The organism is Pseudomonas sp. PI1 (assembly GCF_000812405.1).
Lineage (GTDB): Bacteria > Pseudomonadota > Gammaproteobacteria > Pseudomonadales > Pseudomonadaceae > Pseudomonas > Pseudomonas citronellolis.
The window spans coordinates 1-18,173 of sequence record NZ_JWMC01000094.1 but is presented as its reverse complement, the minus strand read 5'-3'; the positions used below and the strand labels follow the sequence as shown (position 1 = coordinate 18,173).

Annotated in this window: 17 protein-coding genes and 1 pseudogene; 9 read left to right on the top strand and 9 right to left on the bottom strand. The window is 67.0% G+C overall.

Features of this window, described 5'->3' with window-relative positions:
• The first annotated feature begins 6 nt into the window (after positions 1–6).
• Positions 7–1,473: an NADH-quinone oxidoreductase subunit NuoN gene (gene nuoN, locus RN02_RS27145; RefSeq protein WP_009623278.1), complete on the top strand. Its 1,467-nt coding sequence runs from the start codon at positions 7–9 to the stop codon at positions 1,471–1,473.
• Positions 1,474–1,697: 224 nt separating this feature from the next.
• Here nuoN and RN02_RS27140 read toward each other — a convergent pair whose 3' ends face one another.
• Entirely contained in the window at positions 1,698–2,762 is a 1,065-nt protein-coding gene (locus RN02_RS27140; RefSeq protein ID WP_043318269.1) for an AI-2E family transporter, read from the bottom strand.
• A gap of 44 nt (positions 2,763–2,806) precedes the next feature.
• Between RN02_RS27140 and RN02_RS34790 the strand changes: the two are divergent.
• Together RN02_RS34790 and RN02_RS34785 are read left to right on the top strand one after the other, a co-directional pair.
• A pseudogene (locus RN02_RS34790) lies at positions 2,807–4,231 on the top strand (PDC sensor domain-containing protein); the annotation flags it as partial.
• 102 nt (positions 4,232–4,333) lie between these two features.
• Complete coding sequence (locus RN02_RS34785; RefSeq protein ID WP_371263880.1) at positions 4,334–5,089, top strand: methyl-accepting chemotaxis protein; 756 nt, start codon at positions 4,334–4,336, stop codon at positions 5,087–5,089.
• A gap of 468 nt (positions 5,090–5,557) precedes the next feature.
• On the opposite strand, the gene thrH is transcribed toward RN02_RS34785, so the two are convergent.
• A complete protein-coding gene (gene thrH, locus RN02_RS27130; protein ID WP_009623284.1) occupies positions 5,558–6,175 on the bottom strand; it encodes a bifunctional phosphoserine phosphatase/homoserine phosphotransferase ThrH in 618 nt (205 codons plus the stop codon).
• Positions 6,176–6,362: 187 nt separating this feature from the next.
• Here thrH and RN02_RS27125 point away from each other — a divergent pair, with 187 nt between their 5' ends.
• The 3 genes from RN02_RS27125 to RN02_RS27115 all read left to right on the top strand — a co-directional run bounded on the left by RN02_RS27125 (position 6,363) and on the right by RN02_RS27115 (position 8,226).
• Positions 6,363–7,097: a phosphoadenylyl-sulfate reductase gene (locus tag RN02_RS27125; protein ID WP_043318263.1), complete on the top strand. Its 735-nt coding sequence runs from the start codon at positions 6,363–6,365 to the stop codon at positions 7,095–7,097.
• 77 nt (positions 7,098–7,174) lie between these two features.
• The gene (locus tag RN02_RS27120; protein WP_009623287.1) at positions 7,175–7,519 is read left to right on the top strand and encodes a hypothetical protein; all 345 of its coding nucleotides are present in this window, start codon (positions 7,175–7,177) and stop codon (positions 7,517–7,519) included.
• 77 nt (positions 7,520–7,596) lie between these two features.
• On the top strand, positions 7,597–8,226 hold the full coding sequence (locus RN02_RS27115) for a phosphatase PAP2 family protein (protein WP_043318261.1): 630 nt from the start codon (positions 7,597–7,599) through the stop codon (positions 8,224–8,226).
• A gap of 679 nt (positions 8,227–8,905) precedes the next feature.
• On the opposite strand, the gene cysB is transcribed toward RN02_RS27115, so the two are convergent.
• The 5 genes from cysB to RN02_RS27090 all read right to left on the bottom strand — a co-directional run bounded on the left by cysB (position 8,906) and on the right by RN02_RS27090 (position 12,906).
• On the bottom strand, positions 8,906–9,880 hold the full coding sequence (gene cysB / locus RN02_RS27110; protein WP_009623289.1) for an HTH-type transcriptional regulator CysB: 975 nt from the start codon (positions 9,878–9,880) through the stop codon (positions 8,906–8,908).
• Between the two features lie 196 nt (positions 9,881–10,076).
• The gene (locus tag RN02_RS27105; protein WP_009623290.1) at positions 10,077–10,565 is read right to left on the bottom strand and encodes a universal stress protein; all 489 of its coding nucleotides are present in this window, start codon (positions 10,563–10,565) and stop codon (positions 10,077–10,079) included.
• 64 nt (positions 10,566–10,629) lie between these two features.
• Positions 10,630–11,541, bottom strand: coding sequence for a 5'-nucleotidase (locus RN02_RS27100; protein WP_043272087.1), 912 nt, complete (start codon positions 11,539–11,541; stop codon positions 10,630–10,632).
• A gap of 21 nt (positions 11,542–11,562) precedes the next feature.
• Positions 11,563–12,516: a putative 2-dehydropantoate 2-reductase gene (locus tag RN02_RS27095; RefSeq protein ID WP_043272088.1), complete on the bottom strand. Its 954-nt coding sequence runs from the start codon at positions 12,514–12,516 to the stop codon at positions 11,563–11,565.
• Positions 12,517–12,906, bottom strand: coding sequence for a thioredoxin (locus RN02_RS27090; RefSeq protein WP_009623296.1), 390 nt, complete (start codon positions 12,904–12,906; stop codon positions 12,517–12,519). It abuts the gene before it with no gap.
• Here RN02_RS27090 and RN02_RS27085 point away from each other — a divergent pair.
• Positions 12,905–13,324, top strand: coding sequence for a PilZ domain-containing protein (locus tag RN02_RS27085; protein ID WP_024128653.1), 420 nt, complete (start codon positions 12,905–12,907; stop codon positions 13,322–13,324). The two genes, RN02_RS27090 and RN02_RS27085, sit on opposite strands and share 2 nt — an antisense overlap.
• Before the next feature lie 165 nt (positions 13,325–13,489).
• Positions 13,490–14,566, top strand: coding sequence for a 3-deoxy-7-phosphoheptulonate synthase (locus tag RN02_RS27080; RefSeq protein ID WP_043272089.1), 1,077 nt, complete (start codon positions 13,490–13,492; stop codon positions 14,564–14,566).
• A 57-nt stretch (positions 14,567–14,623) separates the two neighbouring features.
• On the opposite strand, the gene RN02_RS27075 is transcribed toward RN02_RS27080, so the two are convergent.
• Both RN02_RS27075 and RN02_RS27070 read right to left on the bottom strand, forming a co-directional pair.
• The gene (locus RN02_RS27075; protein WP_009623398.1) at positions 14,624–14,908 is read right to left on the bottom strand and encodes a GNAT family N-acetyltransferase; all 285 of its coding nucleotides are present in this window, start codon (positions 14,906–14,908) and stop codon (positions 14,624–14,626) included.
• A 22-nt stretch (positions 14,909–14,930) separates the two neighbouring features.
• Positions 14,931–16,205 (bottom strand): hypothetical protein, encoded by a 1,275-nt coding sequence (locus RN02_RS27070; RefSeq protein WP_009623399.1) that lies wholly within the window; start codon positions 16,203–16,205, stop codon positions 14,931–14,933.
• 226 nt (positions 16,206–16,431) lie between these two features.
• On the opposite strand from RN02_RS27070, the gene RN02_RS27065 reads away from it, so the two are divergent.
• On the top strand, positions 16,432–17,121 hold the full coding sequence (locus tag RN02_RS27065) for a crotonase/enoyl-CoA hydratase family protein (RefSeq protein ID WP_043272090.1): 690 nt from the start codon (positions 16,432–16,434) through the stop codon (positions 17,119–17,121).
• Positions 17,122–18,173: the final 1,052 nt, after the last annotated feature.

The window sequence follows — 18,173 nt, the reverse complement described above, 5'->3', positions numbered from 1 at the left end:
CGCGAAATGACCTTCACGATCCAACACTTCATCGCGCTCCTGCCGCTGCTCATCACCAGCGCCACTCTGGTGGTGGTGATGCTGGCGGTCGCCTGGAAACGCAACCACCGGCTGATCGCCACCCTCTCGATGATCGGCCTCAACCTGGCGCTGCTGTCGATCCTCTGGGCGATCAAGGCGACCCCCATCGCCGTCACCCCGCTGCTACTGATCGACAACTTCGCGCTGTTCTACTCGGCGCTGATCCTGATCGCCGCCCTCGCCTGCTCGACCCTCGCCCATGCCTACATGGAGAGCTACCCAGGCAACCGCGAGGAGCTCTACCTGCTCCTGCTGCTGGCCACCGCCGGCGGCCTGGTGCTGGTGGCGGCGCAGAACCTGGCCGGCCTGTTCATCGGCCTGGAACTGCTCTCGGTGCCGGTCTACGGCATGGTGGCCTACGCCTTCTTCAACAAGCGCAGCCTGGAAGCCGGCATCAAGTACACCGTGCTGTCCGCGGCGGGCTCGGCCTTCCTGCTGTTCGGCATGGCCATGCTCTACGCCGAAGCCGGCACCCTGGACTTCGCCGGCCTGGGCAGCGCCCTGGCCGAAGGCACCGTGCACAGCCCGCTGCTGACCATCGGCGTGGGCATGATGCTGGTGGGCCTGGGCTTCAAGCTGTCGCTGGCGCCCTTCCACCTGTGGACCCCGGACGTCTACGAAGGCGCCCCGGCCCCGGTGGCGGCGTTCCTCGCCACCGCCGCCAAGGTCGCCGTGTTCGCCGTGCTGCTGCGCCTGTTCCAGATCGCCCCGGCGGCCCTGCACAGCGGCGTGCTGCACGTCGCCCTGGCGGTCATCGCGGTCATCTCGATCCTGGTCGGCAACCTGCTGGCGCTGACCCAGAGCAACCTCAAGCGCCTGCTCGGCTACTCCTCCATCGCCCACCTGGGCTATCTGCTGATCGCCGTGGTGGCCAGCAACGGCCTGGCCGTGGAGACCGTCGGCGTCTACCTGACCACCTACGTGGTCACCACCCTGGGCGCCTTCGGCGTGGTCACCCTGATGTCCACCCCCTACGGCGGCCGCGACGCCGACGCGCTGTTCGAGTACCGCGGCCTGTTCTGGCGCCGTCCGGTGCTGACCGCGGTGATGACCGTGATGATGCTGTCCCTGGCCGGCATCCCGCTGACCGCCGGCTTCATCGGCAAGTTCTACGTCATCGCCAGCGGCGTCGAGTCGCACCTGTGGTGGCTGGTCGGCGCCCTGGTGCTGGGCAGCGCCATCGGCCTGTACTACTACCTGCGCGTCATGGTCACCCTGTTCCTGGTCGAGCCGAACATGAAGCGCCACGACGCGCCCCTGGACTGGGCCCAGCGCGCCGGCGGCATCATGCTGGTGGCCATCGCCCTGCTGGCCTTCTTCCTCGGCGTCTACCCGCAGCCGCTGCTGGACATCCTCCAGCACTCCGGCCTGGCGGTAGCCGTCGCCGGCTGAGCGCAGGCAGCAAAGAAAAACCCCGCCTCGGCGGGGTTTTTTGTTGCCTGCGAAACACCGTGCTCCCTGGAACCGTAGGAGCAAGCATGGCTTTTCGTAGGATGGTGTTGAGCGAAGCGATACCCATCAGCGCAACCGCATGGGTTTCGCAAGCTCAACCCATCCTACGAAAGACGCCTCGGCGCAAACAGTTGCGCCTACGCTATCCCCAGGCCCTCCCTCCCCTACCCCGCCGGGTCTTCCAGTTCCTCGCGGCCGGTGAACAGGTCCCAGCTGGCGATGAACAGCGCGGCGATCAGCGGGCCGATGACGAAGCCGTTGAGGCCGAACAGCGACATGCCGCCCAGGGTGGAGATCAGCACCACGTAGTCGGGCATCTTGGTGTCCTTGCCCACCAGGATCGGGCGCAGGATGTTGTCCACCAGGCCGATCACCAGCACGCAGAAGAGGATCAGCACCACGCCCTGCCAGATCGCCCCGGTGAGCAGGAACCAGGCCGCCACCGGCACCCATACCAGCCCCGCGCCTATCGCCGGCAGCAGCGACAGGAAGGCCATCAGCGTGCCCCACAGCAGCGAACCCTGGATGCCCAGGAACCAGAAGATCAGCCCGCCCAGCGCGCCCTGGGTGGCGGCCACGGCGATGTTGCCCTTCACCGTGGCGCGCACCACGGTGGTGAACTTGGTGAACAGGTGCTGCTTGTGCTCGTGGTCCAGCGGCACCGCCTGCTTGATACGCCGGCCCAGGGTGCGGCCGTCGCGCAAAAGGAAGAACAGCAGGTAGAGCATCACGCCGAAGCTGACGACGAAGTCGAAGGTGTTCTGGCCGATGCTGAAGGCCTTGGTGGCGACGAACTGGCTGGCCTGCATGGCGCCGCTGGAAAGCTTCTCCTGCAGGCTCGACAGGTCGCCCAGGTCGAAGCGTTCCAGCCACTGGTGGGCCCACGGCGGCAAGGCGGCGAAGGCCTGCTGCACCAGGCCGGCGAGGTTCAGCTGGCCGGACTTCAGGCTCTGGTAGAGGTTGGCGCCTTCCTGCACCAGCGAGCCGGCGATGAAGATCACCGGCAGGATCACGATGAGGATACAGGCGCTCAATGTGATCAGCGCCGCCAGGTTCCTGCGCCCGCCCAGGCGCGCCTGCAGCCGGCGGTGCACCGGGGTGAAGATGATGGCCAGGATGGTGCCCCAGAACACCGCGCCGTAGAACGGCAGCAGCAGCCAGGCGAAGGCGATGCTGACCACCGCCAGCAGTATCAGGAACGTCCGGTTTTCCAGTTTCGAATCGAGCATGTGCAATCCCATCTGCCGAGAGTGGCCTGCACATTAGTCAGCAGATGGGTGGCGAAGTGCAACCCGGCGCGAGACTGGCGCCCCAGAAGCTCAGCCGACGGACGGTAGCAATGTCTGTAAAGAAAATCGCACAGCCGCCGATATTTCCGAACATCCCCAAGGTTCCCGCAGAGGACACCCCCATGCCCTTCCGTCGCCTCTCCATCCAGTGGAAGATCACCCTGCTCGCGGGCCTGTGCCTGCTCGGCGTGGTCTCGCTGCTCGCCGGCCTCTCGATCTTCCGCATGCAGCACAGCACCGCGCTGGTGAAGGAATCCAGCACCCGCATGCTGGACGATGCCGCCGAAGCCCGCCTGCGCGCCCGCGGGGAAATCCAGGCGATGCGCATCCAACGCTACTTCAGCGACGCCTACCGCTACGCACAGAGCTTCGCCCGCCAGGCCCTGGCCATGCGCCAGCTCGCCGCCCAGCGCGGCCTGGACACCCTGGCCCTGCGCGAGGACCTGAACCGGCAGATGCACGATGCGGTGGCGGCCAACCCGGAACTGCTCGGCCTGTACCTCGCCTTCGAGCCCGACGCCCTCGACGGCCGCGACGCCCAGGCCGAAGGCCGCACGGAGATCGGCAGCAACGAGAAGGGGCGCTTCTCGCAATACTGGGCGCAGGCCACCCCCGGCAAGCTGGAGGCCGAGCCGATGGACGAGAAGATGCTCGCCGACACCAGCCCCGGGCCCAGCGGCGCAGCCTACAACGCCTGGTACACCTGCCCGAAGGCCGCCGGCAAGACCTGCGTGCTGGAGCCCTACGTCGACGAAGTGGGCAACCGCAAGATCCTCATGACCAGCATCGCCCTGCCCCTGCGGGTGGACGGCAAGCTGGTCGGCGTGCTGGGCGTGGACATCGCCCTCGACCGCCTGCAGGAAATCGCCCATGAAGGCAGCCAGGAACTCTACGAAGGCCAGAGCCGCGTCGCCATCGTCAGCCCCGCCGGCCTGCTCGCCGGCTACAGCGCCGACGCCGGCAAGCTCGGCAAGAAGCTGCAGGAGGTCTACCCCGCTCAGGGCGGGCAGCTGCTGCAACTGCTCGGCGCCGGCCAGCACAAGGTCCTCGAACACGACAGCGAACTGCGCGCCCTGCAACCGCTGCGCCCGATCCCCGAGGCCGACGCCTGGGGCGTGCTCATCGACGTGCCGCTGCAGGCGCTGCAGGGCCCGGCGGTGAAACTGCAGCAGGAGCTGGACCAGCAACGCACCCAGGGCACCGTCGTCGAACTCGGCCTGGGCCTGCTCGCCGCCCTGCTCGGCCTGCTGCTGGTATGGCTGACCGCCCGCGGCGTGACCCGCCCGATCCTCGGCGTGGCCGGCATGCTGCGCGACATCGCCAGCGGCGAGGGCGACCTGACCCAACGCCTGAAATACCAGGGCCGGGATGAACTGGGCGAGCTGGCCGGCTGGTTCAACCGCTTCCTCGACAAGCTGCAACCGATCATCCGTGACGTGAAGGCCTCGGTGCAGGATGCCCGCGCCACCGCCGACCAGTCCGCCGCGCTGTCGACCCAGACCAGCGCCGGCATGCAGCAACAGTTCCGCGAGATCGAGCAGGTGGCCACCGCCTCCCAGGAAATGAGCGCCACCGCCCACGACGTAGCCAACAGCGCGGCCATGGCCGCCGACGCCGCCCGCGGGGCCGACGGCGCCACCCGCGACGGCCTGGCGGTGATCGACCAGACCACCCGCGCCATCGACGAACTGGCCCGCGACATGAGCCAGGCGATGACCCAGGTCGAAGGCCTGGCCGCCAGCAGCGAGCAGATCGGCTCGGTGCTGGAAGTGATCCGCGCCATCGCCGAGCAGACCAACCTGCTGGCGCTCAACGCCGCCATCGAAGCGGCCCGCGCCGGCGAGGCCGGGCGCGGCTTCGCGGTGGTGGCCGACGAAGTGCGCAACCTGGCCAAGCGCACCCAGGACTCGGTGGAGGAAATCCGCCAGGTGATCGAAGGCCTGCAGAACGGCACCCGCGAAGTGGTCACCGCCATGCACAGCAGCCACCAGCAGGCCCAGGGCAGCGTCAGCCAGGTGGAGCAGGCGGTCGCCGCGCTGCAGCGCATCGGCGAGGCGGTGGGGGTGATCAACGACATGAACCTGCAGATCGCCAGCGCCGCCGAGGAACAGAGCGCGGTGGCCGAGGAGATCAACCGCAACGTGGCGGGCATCCGCGACGTGACCGAATCGCTGTCCGGCCAGGCCCAGGAGTCGGCGCAGATCAGCCAATCGCTGAATGACCTGGCAAATCACCAGCAGGGGTTGATGGGGCAGTTCCGGGTGTGACCTGCGGACTCCCATCCTACGAAGAGCGCCTCGGCGCAGGGACGTAGGGCGCATAACCGTTCGCGGTTATCCGCCGTTGGCCGGAACACCGATGCCCCGGTCCACACCCGTAGGATGGCGTTGAGCGAAGCGATACCCATCGCCCCGCCCGCATGGGTTTCGCAAGCTCAACCCATCCTACGAAGAGCGCCTCGGCGCAGGGACGTAGGGCGCATAACCGTTCGCGGTTATCCGCCGTTGGCCGGAAACACCAATGCCCCGGTCCACACCCGTAGGATGGCGTTGAGCGAAGCGATACCCATCATCGCGGCCGCATGGGTTTCGCAAGCTCAACCCATCCTACGAAGAGCGCCTCGGCGCAGTCGACAAGCCCGCCCGTGTTTTCCTGGAACCCACAAAAAACGCCGTTTCCCATGACGGGAAACGGCGTTCTTTCTCGAACTGCGGGCCATCGCCGGCCCGCCGGCATTACAGGCTGAGCTGGCGGTTCGATGCCTTGAGGAACTCCTGCTTCAGGTCCTCGTAGGTGTGCACCGCCGGGAACTGCGGGAACTCGCGGATGACGTTCTCCGGCGCATGGAACAGGATGCCGGCGTGGGCTTCGCTGAGCATGGTGGTGTCGTTGTACGAGTCGCCTGCGGCGATCACGCGGTAGTACAGGCTCTTCAGGGCGATCACCGACTGGCGCTTGGGGTCCTTCTGGCGCAGCTGGTAGCCGACCACGCGGTCGGTCTCGTCGGTGACCAGCTTGTGGCACAGCAGGGTCGGGAAGCCCAGCTGGCGCATCAGCGGCTGGGAGAACTCGTAGAAGGTGTCGGAGAGGATCACCACCTGGAAGCGCTCGCGCAGCCAGTCGACGAACTCCACCGCGCCTTCCAGCGGCTTCAGGGTGGCGATCACTTCCTGGATGTCGGCCAGTTTCAGGCCGTGCTCGTCGAGGATGCGCAGGCGCTGCTGCATCAGCACGTCGTAGTCGGGGATATCGCGGGTAGTCGCCTTGAGCGCTTCGATACCGGTTTTTTCAGCGAAGGCGATCCAGATTTCCGGGACCAGTACCCCTTCCAGGTCGAGACAGGCGATTTCCACGAACGATTCCCCGCAGGTTTGGACAGAAGGCGGCACTCTAGCGGCTAGCCCGGGCCGGCGCAACGCGGCACTTATACCCAAAGCATACAGTCGACCTTCCTGATGGTTATTTAGGGGCATATCCCTGCCTTTGTTAAGATCGGCAGCCTTATAGCGCACCGCGCAAGTACAAGTGGAAAACCGCCTGATGAGCCATCCGTTCGACGTCGCCGAAATCGCCGCGACCTATGCCAGCAAGTCCCCCCAGGACATCCTCAAGTTCGCCTTCGAGCACTTCGGCGACGACCTGTGGATCTCCTTCAGCGGCGCCGAGGACGTGGTGCTGCTGGACATGGCCTGGAAGATCAACAAGAACGTCAAGGTGTTCAGCCTGGACACCGGCCGCCTGCACCCGGAGACCTACCGCTTCATCGAGCAGGTACGCGAGCACTACGGCATCGCCATCGAGGTCATGACCCCCGATCCGCGCCTGCTGGAGCCCTTCGTCAAGGAAAAGGGTCTGTTCAGCTTCTACAAGGACGGCCACGGCGAGTGCTGCGGCATCCGCAAGATCGAGCCGCTCAAGCGCAAGCTCGCCACCATCAGCGCCTGGGCCACCGGCCAGCGCAAGGACCAGAGCCCCGGCACCCGCAGCCAGGTGGCGGTGGTCGAACTGGACGGCGCCTTCTCCACGGCGGAAAAGCCGCTGTACAAGTTCAACCCGCTGGCCAGCATGAGCAGCGAGGAAGTCTGGGCCTACATCCGCATGCTGGAGATTCCCTACAACAGCCTGCACGAGCGCGGCTTCATCAGCATCGGCTGCGAGCCCTGCACCCGCCCGGTGCTGCCCAACCAGCACGAGCGCGAAGGCCGCTGGTGGTGGGAGGAAGCCACCCAGAAGGAATGCGGCCTGCACGCCGGCAACCTGATCAGCAAGGGCTGAGCTCGTCGCCGGCGGGTTTTCCGCCGGCGCCGCAGCGCTTAAGGTAGGCCCTGCCCCTACCGCAAGAGGAAAGCCCCATGCGCATCACCATGGTCAAGAAGGTCCTGGCCGACGGCGAGGACTGCGGCAAGTGCAAGGACGTGCAGCAACGCCTGGAGAAAGGCGGCTACCTGCCGCGCATCGACCGCGTGCTGGTGGCCGACGAACGCAACCCGGGCAGCGCCGGCTGGATGGTCGCCGCCCAGTACGGCGTGGACAGCGCGCCCTTCTTCGTGGTGCGCCACGACGACGGCCGCGAGCAGGTGTTCACCGTGTTCATGAGCTTCCTCCACGAGATTCTCGAAGGCCGCGGCCCGGCGCCGCAGGACTCGCCCGAGGCACTGGCCGAGCTGGCCCTGCGCAGCGACCTCGACCGACTCTGACCGCCTCCGTCCCGGCTTAATGCCGTCTTCAGGCTCCGACGCCTATAGTCCTGCGTGCCCTCTTACAAGAATCGACCATGCCCACCTTGCTCCCTACTCCCGGCCCCAGCCTGCTGGAGGCGCTCGACCGCCAGGCGTTCCTCGCCATCAACGCCACTGCGCAGACGCCAGCCTGGCTGATCGACGCCGCGCGCTTCATCGCCACCGTGCCGCTCTACCTGTTGCCGCTGGCGTTGCTGTACCTGTGGTGCCGGGGTGACCACGGCCTGCGCGGCCGCCTGCTGCGCGCCCTGGGCGTGACCTCGCTGGCGCTGGGGCTCAGCCTGCTGATCGGCCTGCTCTGGCCGCACCCGCGCCCCTTCGCCATAGGCCTGGGCCACGCCTGGCTGGCCCACGCCGCCAACGCCTCCTTCCCCAGCGACCACCTGACCCTCTTCGCCGGCTGCGCTCTCAGCCTGCTGTTCGACGATGCCTGGCTGCTGGGTGCGTTGATCGGCGCCGTCGGCCTGGCGGTGGGCTACGCGAGGGTCTACCTGGGCATCCACTCCCCGCTGGACATGCTCGGCGCGCTGGCCGTGGCGGGGGTGAGCAACAGCCTGGTCTGGCTGCTCTGGCAGCGCCACGGCGGCACGTTGACCGCCCAGGCCGAGACGCTATACCGACGCGTTCTGGCGCCGGCAATCAGCCGGGGGTGGTTGCGTCACTGAATGCGCCTGGCGAGCGGCCTGGTTTCGGTGTGAGCCTTGCCTCTCGCGCCTTCCTTAACCTCGTCATTCCTGCGGACGAGGGAACCCAGTGACGGGCGGTTCGCGAGCAAGCTCGCTCCTACGAAAAGCCAAACGCATTCGCTCTGGCTGCTCTTGAGACTTCCAGAGAAACATCCGCGCACTCCGAAACGCCCCTTCAGGAGGCCGAGCGAAACCCGCGCTCAGGAGGTCATGCGACATGGATGTCGCGAGAGCCCCGATGGGCTACAGGGACGTACCTCGGGGCGGGCCTCCGTGGCGGGGGAATTCGCGAGGGTAGCCCGGCTCCATCGGGCCCGTATGTCGGGGCAAGCCTTTTTGGTTCCTTTTGTGGCGACTGACAAAAGGGACTCGCCCGAGGGGGCGAAACAAGACGGTCGGGCAAACTCGGAGCGGCGCAGAAACACCCAAGCCGAGGCAACTGGGTTATTCCCCCTTCGGGCCAGCGCAAGCGCTGTTCGCGATGGAGCCGCGTCCCGCGTTCGCGGGAATGATGAAGGTGGAGGATGACGCCGGACCAACAAGCCACTCAGGACAGCCCCCTCTCCCGCTTGCGGGAGAGGGTTGGGGAGAGGGCGCTCTTGAACCCAACACCTACCCCACCTAACCCCCGCCAATCCCCACCCATTTCACACCTGCCTCAATAAACCGGCAGCTCGATCCCTTCGAACAGCTCATCCAGCTCAGCCTTGTTGTGGCACTGCACCGCCTTGGCCAGCAACTCGCGAGTCAGGTGCGGAGCGAACTTCTCGATGAAGTCGCACATGAAACCGCGCAGGAAGGTGCCGCGGCGGAAGCCGATCTTGGTCACGCTGGACTCGAACAGGTGGCTGGCGTCGAGCATCACCAGGTCGCTGTCCAGTTTCGGGTCCACCGCCATGTGCGCCACGATGCCCACGCCCAGGCCCAGGCGCACGTAGGTCTTGATCACGTCGGCGTCGGCGGCGGTGAACACCACCTTGGGCACCAGGCCGCGCTGGTTGAAGGCCTCGTCCAGCTTGGAGCGGCCGGTGAAGCCGAACACGTAGGTGACGATCGGCTGCTCGGCGAGCAGTTCCAGGGTCAGCTTCGGCACCTTGGTCAGCGGGTGGCCCTGGGGCACTATCACGCAGCGGTTCCAGCGGTAGCAGGGCATCATGATCAGGTCGCCGAACAGCTCCAGGGCCTCGGTGGCGATGGCGAAGTCGACGGTGCCGTCGGCGGCCATCTCGGCGATCTGCATGGGCGTGCCCTGGTGCATGTGCAGGGACACGTCCGGGTACTGCTTGATGAAGCCGCTGATCACGCTCGGCAGCGCGTAGCGCGCCTGGGTGTGGGTGGTGGCGATGGACAGGGTGCCCTTCTTCTCGTTGGAGAATTCCTGGGCGATCTGCTTGATGCTCTCGACCTTGCGCAGGATCTCGCCGGCGGTGTTGATGATGCGCTCGCCGGCGGGGGTGACACGGGTCAGGTGCTTGCCGCTGCGGGCGAAGACTTCCACGCCCAGTTCGTCTTCCAGCAGGCGGATCTGCTTGCTGATGCCCGGCTGCGACGTGTACAGGCTCTGCGCGGTGGCGGAAACGTTGAGGTCGTGGTGCGCGACTTCCCAGATATAGCGCAGTTGCTGAAGCTTCATGGAGATTCCTCGAAATGGATGTCGCGGCCCGCGACCCGGGCTCTGCTTTTATAACCATATTAATGGTTTGAGGAATAAAGTTAGACGTTTTTTTCGAGCTTGCCTACTACGTCCCCTCTGGCAACATCCCGGCACCCCACGGACACCGGGAAAAGTGCGCGGCAGAGCGCCGCATCCGTTCGTCGCGCAGCCGCCTTCAGCTGCGGTGCTGCAGCATGGGCACCAGGTAGACCGGCACTTCCGCCAGTTGCACCACCCGTGCGGCGGTGCGCCCCAGGGGCGTGTTCATGCCCTCGCCATGGCTGTGGCTGCCGGCGACTATCAGGTCCACGGCCAGGCGCTGCGCCTCGTCGAGGATCACCTGTGGCGGGTCGCCCTGCAGCACCCGTACCGAACGGATCATGTCCGACTCCTCGTGCAGCTCGCCGAGTTCGTCGCGGAAGCCTTCCATCACCCGCCGCTCGATGTTGCCCATGACGGTGCTCAAACCGCTGCTGCGCAGCTCGGCGAGGGTGTCGGCATCCAGATAGGTCTGCAGCACGGAGTCGGCGAACAGCCCCATCGGCTCCACGGCGTGCACCACGTGGATCTCGGCGTCGTAGGCGCGGGCGAGGGACATGGCGTGCTGGAGGACGTACGGGGCGTAGAGACCAAGGTCGGTAGCGTAGAGAATCGATCGGATCATGCGGCCTCCTACTGCCTCGGCGGCGGGCCTCTGAGCAGAGTAGCAGCAAGCGGCCGAGGCCGCGCTAGCTGGCCGTCTGCGGCTCGTTGCTGACGCCGTGGGGCACGTGACCGGTGGCGACCACCTCCCGGGCCCGCTCGCAATGCCCGGGCTGGTCGTCGAAGAACACGTCGGCGCTGAAGGCCTCGAGGAACGCCGACTTGTCCAGGCCGCCGAGGAACAGCGATTCGTCCAGGCGGATGTCCCATTCGCGCAGGGTGCGGATGACGCGCTCGTGGGCCGGCGCCGAGCGCGCGGTGACCAGCGCCGTGCGGATCGGGCAGGACTCCTGGGGGAAGGCCTGCTGCACGCGGTTCAGCGCCGCCAGGAAGGGCTTGAACGGGCCGCCACCCAATGGCTCGCGGGCGGACGCCTGCTCGCGCGTCTGGAAGGCCTCCAGGCCGCCCTGCTGGAACACCCGCTCGGCCTCGTCGGAGAACAGCACGGCGTCGCCGTCGAAGGCGAAGCGCAGTTCGCCGGCGGTCTCGCGGCGGGCCCCGGCGGAGAGGATGGTGGCCGCCGCGAAGCCGTTTTCCAGGGCGCTGCGCACGTCCTCGACGTGGGTGGAGAGGAACAGGTGGCAACCGAACGCCGCCAGGTAGGGATAAGGGCTGCGCCCGCCGACGAAGGCCGCGCGGGAGATGCCCAGGCCATGCTGCTGGATGGAGTTGAACACCCGCAGGCCGGTGTCGGCGCTGTTGCGCGAGACCAGCACCACTTCCACCAGTTGCCGGCCGAGCATCTCGTTGAGCCCCAGCAGCTTCTGCACCAGGGCGAAGGCGTCGCCGGGCTGCAGCACCTCGTCCTCGTGGGCGATCTGGTACTGCCGGTAGGCCTCCACGCCTTCGGATTCGTAGATGCGGTGGCTCTCGTCCAGGTCGAACAGCGCCCGCGAGGAGATCGCCACCACCAGCTTGTCGCCCAGCCCCTTGCCCATTGCCCGTTCCCCCGTGATGGATCAGCGCGCCTGGTTGCGCGCGTCGATGAAGCGTAGCGCCCGTTGCAGCGCCTCGATGCGTGGCATCGCCACCCCGGCGGCGGCCGCCGCGGCCAGGGGCGCATCATAGATCGCCTGCAGCTCCAGCGGCCGGCGCTGGGCGAAGTCGTGGTACATGCTCGGCAGGTAGTCGGGCATGCGTTCGGTCGAGCTCAGCATCGCCGCCGGGTAGCCGGCCGGCAACTCATGGCCGCAGGCGGCGGCGCCGGCCATCACCTCGTCCATGATGGCGGCGATCAGCGCGCGGCTGTCGGCATTGGCCATCAGCGCCCGGGTGCCGCTGTCCAGCAGCACCGACAGGCCGTTGTAAGGGACGTTCCATACCAGCTTCTGCCAGCGCGCATGCTCCAGCGCCGGCATCGCCACGGAATCCAGCCCGGCCTGGCGGAACAGCGCCGCGCCCTCCTCGGCGATAGCCTGGCCGGCGGCAGCGGCGGCCGGCCCGCTGTGGTAGCCCAGGTGCACCGCGCCCAGGGCCTGGTGTTCGATCACTCCCGGCGCGGAGCGGTGCACGCAGATGTAGCAGAGCCCGCCGAGCAGGTGCAGCGCGTCCGGCAGCAGCGGGCGCAGGCCCTCCTCCACCGCCAGGCCGTTCTGCAGCAGCAGGACCTTGGCGCCCGGCGCCGCGGCGCGGGCGATCAGCGGCGCCAGCTCGGCGTTGCTGGTGGTCTTGGCGCCCACCAGCAACCAGTCGCACGGCGGCATCTCGGCGACGTCGTGGTAGGCCTGCACCGGCGCCAGGCCCAGGGCGCCGTGCACCTGGCTGTTCAGGCGCAGGCCGTGCTCGGCCACCGCGGCGTATTCGCTGCGCAGCAGGAAATGCACGTCGAAGCCGGCGCGGGCCAGCATCAGGCCGTAGAAACCGCCGATGGCGCCAGTGCCGATCACGCCGATGCGGACGGGGGAAACAGTCATTCAGGGCAACTCCTCGGGAATGCGCAAGGCCGCGGCGCGCAGGGCCTGGGCCAGTGGGCCGGCGCGCAGGGGCGCGTCGAGGCGGCCATGGAAGGCGCCGTCGCGCACCAGGAACAGCGCCGGCAGGTGGAAGACTTCATAACGCTCGACCAGGCCGCCATTGCGCCCGGCATCGACCCAGCACAGGCGCCGCACCGGCAGCCCCATGCCCGGCAACTGCGCGCGGGCCCAGCGGCAGGAAGCGCAGCCCTCGGCGCTGAACACCAGCAGCGAGTCGCCTGGCAACTCGAGCAACCGGTGATCGGCATCCAGGTCGGTGAGTTCCAGCGACGGCACTATACTTTGCCCAATGCCAACGCCAAAAAGATTGCAGTCGGAGCCTTCCGTCATGCGACAGTTCCTGCGTCACCCCTGTGATCTACCGGTGGAGCTGGTGGTCCGCAGGCAGCTCTTCCTGCCGCGCCAGCGCCTGTACAATATCAGCCTCGGCGGGGTGGCCTGCAACGCCCCGCGCGGTTTCCGCCGCGGCACCGCGGTCGAGCTGCGCATCCCGCTGCTGGGCGACGCCGCGCGCTACCCCGGCGTGGTGGCCTGGAGCCGCAAGCTCAGCGACGACTACCTGGTGGGCGTGGCCTTCCTCGACGAGGACACCCTGTTCCGCGCGCGAATGGTCGAACAGGTCTGCCAGATCGAGCACTTCCGCCGCCAGCGCGAGCGCGAAAGCGGGCAGGCGCAGCCGGTGGAAGACACCGCCCTGGAGTGGATCGCCTGCAACGCCGCCGACTTCCCCCTGTTCTGCGCCATCTGAAACGGCGCCGAACCCCGTCATCCGGGCATTTTCCCGCTGCCTGCCCATTGTCGAGCCGGCGTCCGACGCGTTAAGGTTCGACTTCCCCTTAGCGAGATTCATGCCTGCGCCCCATCGCATGGGGGTTCCTGGCGGCCGGCACCCGTGACCTGACTGAGTACCACGATGGCTGATTTACAGATCGACGACCTTAACGTTGCCTCCAACGAGACCCTGATCACGCCGGAGCAGCTCAAGCGCGAAATTCCCCTGACCGAAGCCGCGCGGAACACCGTCGCCCATGGCCGCCAGGTCGTCCGCGACATCCTCGATGGCAAGGACCACCGCCTGTTCGTGGTGATCGGCCCCTGCTCCATCCACGACGTCAAGGCCGCCCACGAATACGCCGAGCGCCTCAAGGTCCTGGCCGCCGAAGTCGCCGACACCCTGTTCCTGGTAATGCGCGTGTACTTCGAGAAACCGCGCACCACCGTGGGCTGGAAAGGCCTGATCAACGACCCCTACCTGGACGACTCCTTCAAGATCCAGGACGGCCTGCACATCGGCCGCCAGTTGCTGCGCGACCTGGCCGAGATGGGCCTGCCCACCGCCACCGAGGCGCTCGACCCGATCTCCCCGCAGTACCTGCAGGACCTGATCAGCTGGTCGGCCATCGGCGCGCGCACCACCGAATCCCAGACCCACCGCGAGATGGCTTCCGGCCTGTCCTCCGCGGTCGGCTTCAAGAACGGCACCGACGGCAGCCTGACCGTGGCGATCAACGCCCTGCAGTCGGTCTCCAGCCCGCACCGTTTCCTCGGCATCAACCAGGAAGGCGGCGTCTCCATCGTCACCACCAAGGGCAACCGCTACGGCCACGTGGTGCTGCGCGGCGGCAACGGCAAGCCGAACTACGACTCGGTGAGCGTGGCCCTGTGCGAGCAGGAGCTGAACAAGGCCAAGGTGCCGCTGAACGTGATGGTCGACTGCAGCCACGCCAACTCAAACAAGGACCCGGCCCTGCAGCCGCTGGTGATGGACAACGTCGCCAACCAGATCGTCGAAGGCAACAACTCCATCGTCGGCCTGATGGTGGAAAGCCACCTGGGCTGGGGCAGCCAGCCGATCCCGAAGGACCTCTGCCAGCTGCAGTACGGCGTCTCCGTCACCGACGCCTGCATCGACTGGGAAACCACCGAGAAGGCCGTGCGCAGCATGCACGCCAAGCTCAAGGACGTGCTGCCCAAGCGCCAGCGCGGCTGAATCGGACGCAACGAAAAACGCCGGGCAATGCCCGGCGTTTTCATGGGTGCTGGCGACTCAGGCCATGCGGTCGGCGTGGCGCGGATGGCGCTCCAGGTAGCGCTCGACGTAGGAGCACGAGGGAATCACGCTGTAGCCCTTGCGCTCGGCGTACTGCAGCGCGTGCTCGGTGAGCGCCGCGGCGATGCCGCGGCCGCGCAGGCTGTCGGGCACGAAGGTGCGGTAGATGTCCAGCGTCTGCTTGCCCAGATCCATGTAGGCCAGGTAGGCACGATGACCGTCCACCGTCGTGACGAACTGGTGGCTGGACTCATCATGATGGATGGACAACGACTCACTCACTTGCACTCTCCTCTTGCGCGTCTCACAACTCGACGCGCACCTGATTGATCTTGTTCAGGCGGAGGTTCATCTCGGCCGAGCCCGTCCCCATGAGGACCGTGATATAGACTCGTCCGTTCTCCACCTTGTGCAGTACACCCTGATAATAGGCACCATCGAAGGTGATGAACTGCAGGCGCTTGCCGGTGTACTGGGCAAGGCTGTCGATACTGACGAAGCCATATTGCTGCGTTCTCTTCTCCGACTCAACCGTTTCTTCGGCTGAAATCTTATGCGTGGCCGAATCGGCGGTGACCTTGTGCTTCAGCGGGTCGACCCAGGCGAAGCCGATCGGGTTCACCGCCTGCTGGTTCACCAGCACCACCGGGCGCAGCATGCCGACCACGTCCTTGGCCTCGAAGAACTGCAACCCGCTCCAGGTCATGCCCTCGCTGGGGTTGAGTTCCAGGCGCAGCGACTGCGGGTCGGCCAGGTAGCGAGCGTAGGCGTCGAGCAGCGGCTGATCCAGCGCCACGCGCTGGCTGCGCATGGCCTTGTCGAACTGCGCCAGGGCCTGCTTGAGGTACTCCTCGCGCTTGACGCCCAGGCGCGCGGCGCAGAATTCCTGGACCTTGCGCTGGTACTGGTTGTCGTCCAGCTCGACGGTCACCTGGGACACCCGCGGCGGGTTCACGCGCATGTCGCCGGGGCGTTCGGAGACGTTGCTCAGGGACATGCCGACGCGGGTGTCGAGCATGCCGCGGGCGTCCGAGCGCAGGTTGAAGGTCAGCTTCTGCGCGCCGGGCTCGAACAGGTAGGAGAACTCGATGTCCGACTCCAGGGTGCGGTAGCCCATCTGCAGCAGCTCGTCGGAGCCGATGTTGCGGATGTTGCCGCAGGCCACCTCGCTCATGGCGGTGAACACGCTGCTCTCCGCCGGCTGCTGGTACAGCGCCTGCATGAACGGCCCGTGCACCTGCAGCTCGACGCCGGTGAGTTCCATGGCCATCTGCTTGGGCAGCTTGCCCTCGGCCAGGCGCTCCTTGAAGCTCAGCAGCTCGCGCAGGCCGTTGAACCTGAGCTGGGCATGGGCCACCTTCAGGCTGTCGCGGGCGGCCGGCACGCGGATCTCCACGTTCTTCAGGCCGACGCGGCCGTCGAAGGAAGAGGAAATCCCGCCGTAGGTGATCTCCACCATCGGCGACAGGCGCGCCACGGCGTCGTCGACGATGCTGCGCACGGACAGCCACAGCGACACCTTGATGATGAGCGCGACGGCCACGATGCCGAGCAGGCCCCACTTGAGCAGTTTCGACATTCGGAAGGACTTCCCTGTAAGCGGATTGATACGGACGGCGGTGCTGGCAGCTTAACAGCACGGCCTGCGCGCCTCCACGCACACCCCGCGAAATTCACCGGCTCGCCCATCGGAGAGTGAAGTCCGTCGCAAAACCGCGGTGACCGGCCGGTCGGACACAGCGCTTTACGGTCGCCGTGGCCGCCAGTATGTTCTGCGCCACGCCCCTTTTTCCGGATGTCCTGCCATGAGTGAACTGATCAGCTATCAACTCGACGACGGCGTCGCCACCCTGACCCTAGCCAACGGCAAGGTGAATGCCATCTCCCCCGCCGTGATCGAGGCCTTCAACCAGGCGCTGGACCGTGCCGAGCAGGACCGCGCGGTGGTGATCCTCACCGGCCAGCCGGGCATCCTTTCCGGCGGCTACGACCTCAAGGTGATGACCTCCGGCCCGGAGAACGCCGTGGCCCTGGTGGCCGCCGGTTCGACCCTGGCCCGGCGCATGCTGGCCCATCCCTACCCGATCATCGTCGCCTGCCCCGGCCACGCGGTGGCCAAGGGCGCCTTCCTGCTGCTCTCGGCGGACTACCGCATCGGCGTCGACGGCCCCTTCCAGATCGGCCTGAACGAAGTGGCCATCGGCATGACCATGCACCACGTGGGCATCGAACTGGCCCGCGACCGCCTGCGCAAGTCGGCCTTCAACCGTTCGGTGATCAACGCCGAGATGTTCGCCCCGCAAGAAGCCATGGCCGCCGGCTTCCTCGACAAGGTGGTCAGCGCCGAGGAACTGCTGGACACCGCCCGCGCCGCCGCCCAGCAGTTGAAGAAACTGAACATGACCGCGCACCGCAACACCAAGCTGAAGGTGCGCCGGCAACTGCTGGAAACCCTCGACCAGGCCATCGAGAAGGACAAGCAGCACCTGGCCTGAGGTGCTCCTACGCCGCCCCACTGTTCCTACAGGTGCGGGGGAAATGCCGTGCCTCACGAAGCGCATAGGGGCACGGAATCGAGCGAGCAGGCCTGCGGCCCCCTCACCCTAACCCTCTCCCGGAGGGAGAGGGGACCGTTCGGCGTGCGTTGGTGTTTCAGCGTCAGCCGGCTAGCGCAGGGGTTGCCGGCTGAAACCAGGCCTTCTCTCGGCGCGGACTAGCCCCCTCTCCCTCCGGGAGAGGGCTGGGGTGAGGGGAAAGCCCGAGCGCCGATGCCATTCCCCTGTAGGAGCGCGCCCTGCGCGCGATTTCGCGGGCAGGGCCCGCTTACAGGTGCGGGGGAAATGCCGTGCCTCACGAAGCGCATAGAGGCACGGAATCGAGCGAGCAGGCCTGCGACCCCTCACCCTCTCCCAGAGGGAGAGGGGACCGTTCGGCGTGCGTTGGTGTTTCGGCGTCAGCCGGCTAGCGCAGGGGTTGCCGGCTGAAACCAGGCCTTCTCTCGGCACGGACTAGCCCCCTCTCCCTCCGGGAGAGGGCTGGGGTGAGGGGAAAGCCCGAGCGCCGATGCCATTCGCCCTGCGCGCGATTTCGCGGGCAGGGCCCGCTTACAGGTGCGGGGGAAATGCCGTGCCTCACGAAGCGCATAGGGGCACGGAATCGAGCGAGCAGGCCTGCGGCCCCCTCACCCTAACCCTCTCCCGGAGGGAGAGGGGACCGTTCGGCGTGCGTTGGTGTTTCGGCGTTAGCCGGCTAGCGCAGGGGTTGCCGGCTGAAACCAGGTCTTCTCTCGGCGCGGACTGGCTCCCTCTCCCTCCGGGAGAGGGCTGGGGTGAGGGGAAAGCCCGAGCGCCGATGCCATTCCCCTATAGGAGCGCGCCCTGCACGCGATTTCGCGGGCAGGGCCCGCTTACAGGTGCGGGGGAAATGCCGTGCCTCACGAAGCGCATAGAGGCACGGAATCGAGCGAGCAGGCCTGCGGCCCCCTCACCCTAACCCTCTCCCGGAGGGAGAGGGGACCGTTCGGCGTGCGTTGGTGTTTCGGCGTTAG

What these genes read in the sequence shown, in the direction of transcription:
- RN02_RS27090 (WP_009623296.1), bottom strand. Translation starts at nt 12,906, where the DNA reads ATGACGGAAGGCTCCGACTGCAATCTTTTTGGCGTTGGCATTGGGCAA.
- RN02_RS27125 (WP_043318263.1), top strand. Translation starts at nt 6,363, where the DNA reads ATGAGCCATCCGTTCGACGTCGCCGAAATCGCCGCGACCTATGCCAGC.
- RN02_RS27140 (WP_043318269.1), bottom strand. Translation starts at nt 2,762, where the DNA reads ATGCTCGATTCGAAACTGGAAAACCGGACGTTCCTGATACTGCTGGCG.
- RN02_RS34785 (WP_371263880.1), top strand. Translation starts at nt 4,334, where the DNA reads ATGCAGCAACAGTTCCGCGAGATCGAGCAGGTGGCCACCGCCTCCCAG.
- cysB (WP_009623289.1), bottom strand. Translation starts at nt 9,880, where the DNA reads ATGAAGCTTCAGCAACTGCGCTATATCTGGGAAGTCGCGCACCACGAC.
- nuoN (WP_009623278.1), top strand. Translation starts at nt 7, where the DNA reads ATGACCTTCACGATCCAACACTTCATCGCGCTCCTGCCGCTGCTCATC.
- RN02_RS27080 (WP_043272089.1), top strand. Translation starts at nt 13,490, where the DNA reads ATGGCTGATTTACAGATCGACGACCTTAACGTTGCCTCCAACGAGACC.
- RN02_RS27105 (WP_009623290.1), bottom strand. Translation starts at nt 10,565, where the DNA reads ATGATCCGATCGATTCTCTACGCTACCGACCTTGGTCTCTACGCCCCG.
- RN02_RS27065 (WP_043272090.1), top strand. Translation starts at nt 16,432, where the DNA reads ATGAGTGAACTGATCAGCTATCAACTCGACGACGGCGTCGCCACCCTG.
- RN02_RS27095 (WP_043272088.1), bottom strand. Translation starts at nt 12,516, where the DNA reads ATGACTGTTTCCCCCGTCCGCATCGGCGTGATCGGCACTGGCGCCATC.
- RN02_RS27100 (WP_043272087.1), bottom strand. Translation starts at nt 11,541, where the DNA reads ATGGGCAAGGGGCTGGGCGACAAGCTGGTGGTGGCGATCTCCTCGCGG.
- RN02_RS27085 (WP_024128653.1), top strand. Translation starts at nt 12,905, where the DNA reads ATGCGACAGTTCCTGCGTCACCCCTGTGATCTACCGGTGGAGCTGGTG.
- RN02_RS27115 (WP_043318261.1), top strand. Translation starts at nt 7,597, where the DNA reads ATGCCCACCTTGCTCCCTACTCCCGGCCCCAGCCTGCTGGAGGCGCTC.
- RN02_RS27120 (WP_009623287.1), top strand. Translation starts at nt 7,175, where the DNA reads ATGCGCATCACCATGGTCAAGAAGGTCCTGGCCGACGGCGAGGACTGC.
- RN02_RS27070 (WP_009623399.1), bottom strand. Translation starts at nt 16,205, where the DNA reads ATGTCGAAACTGCTCAAGTGGGGCCTGCTCGGCATCGTGGCCGTCGCG.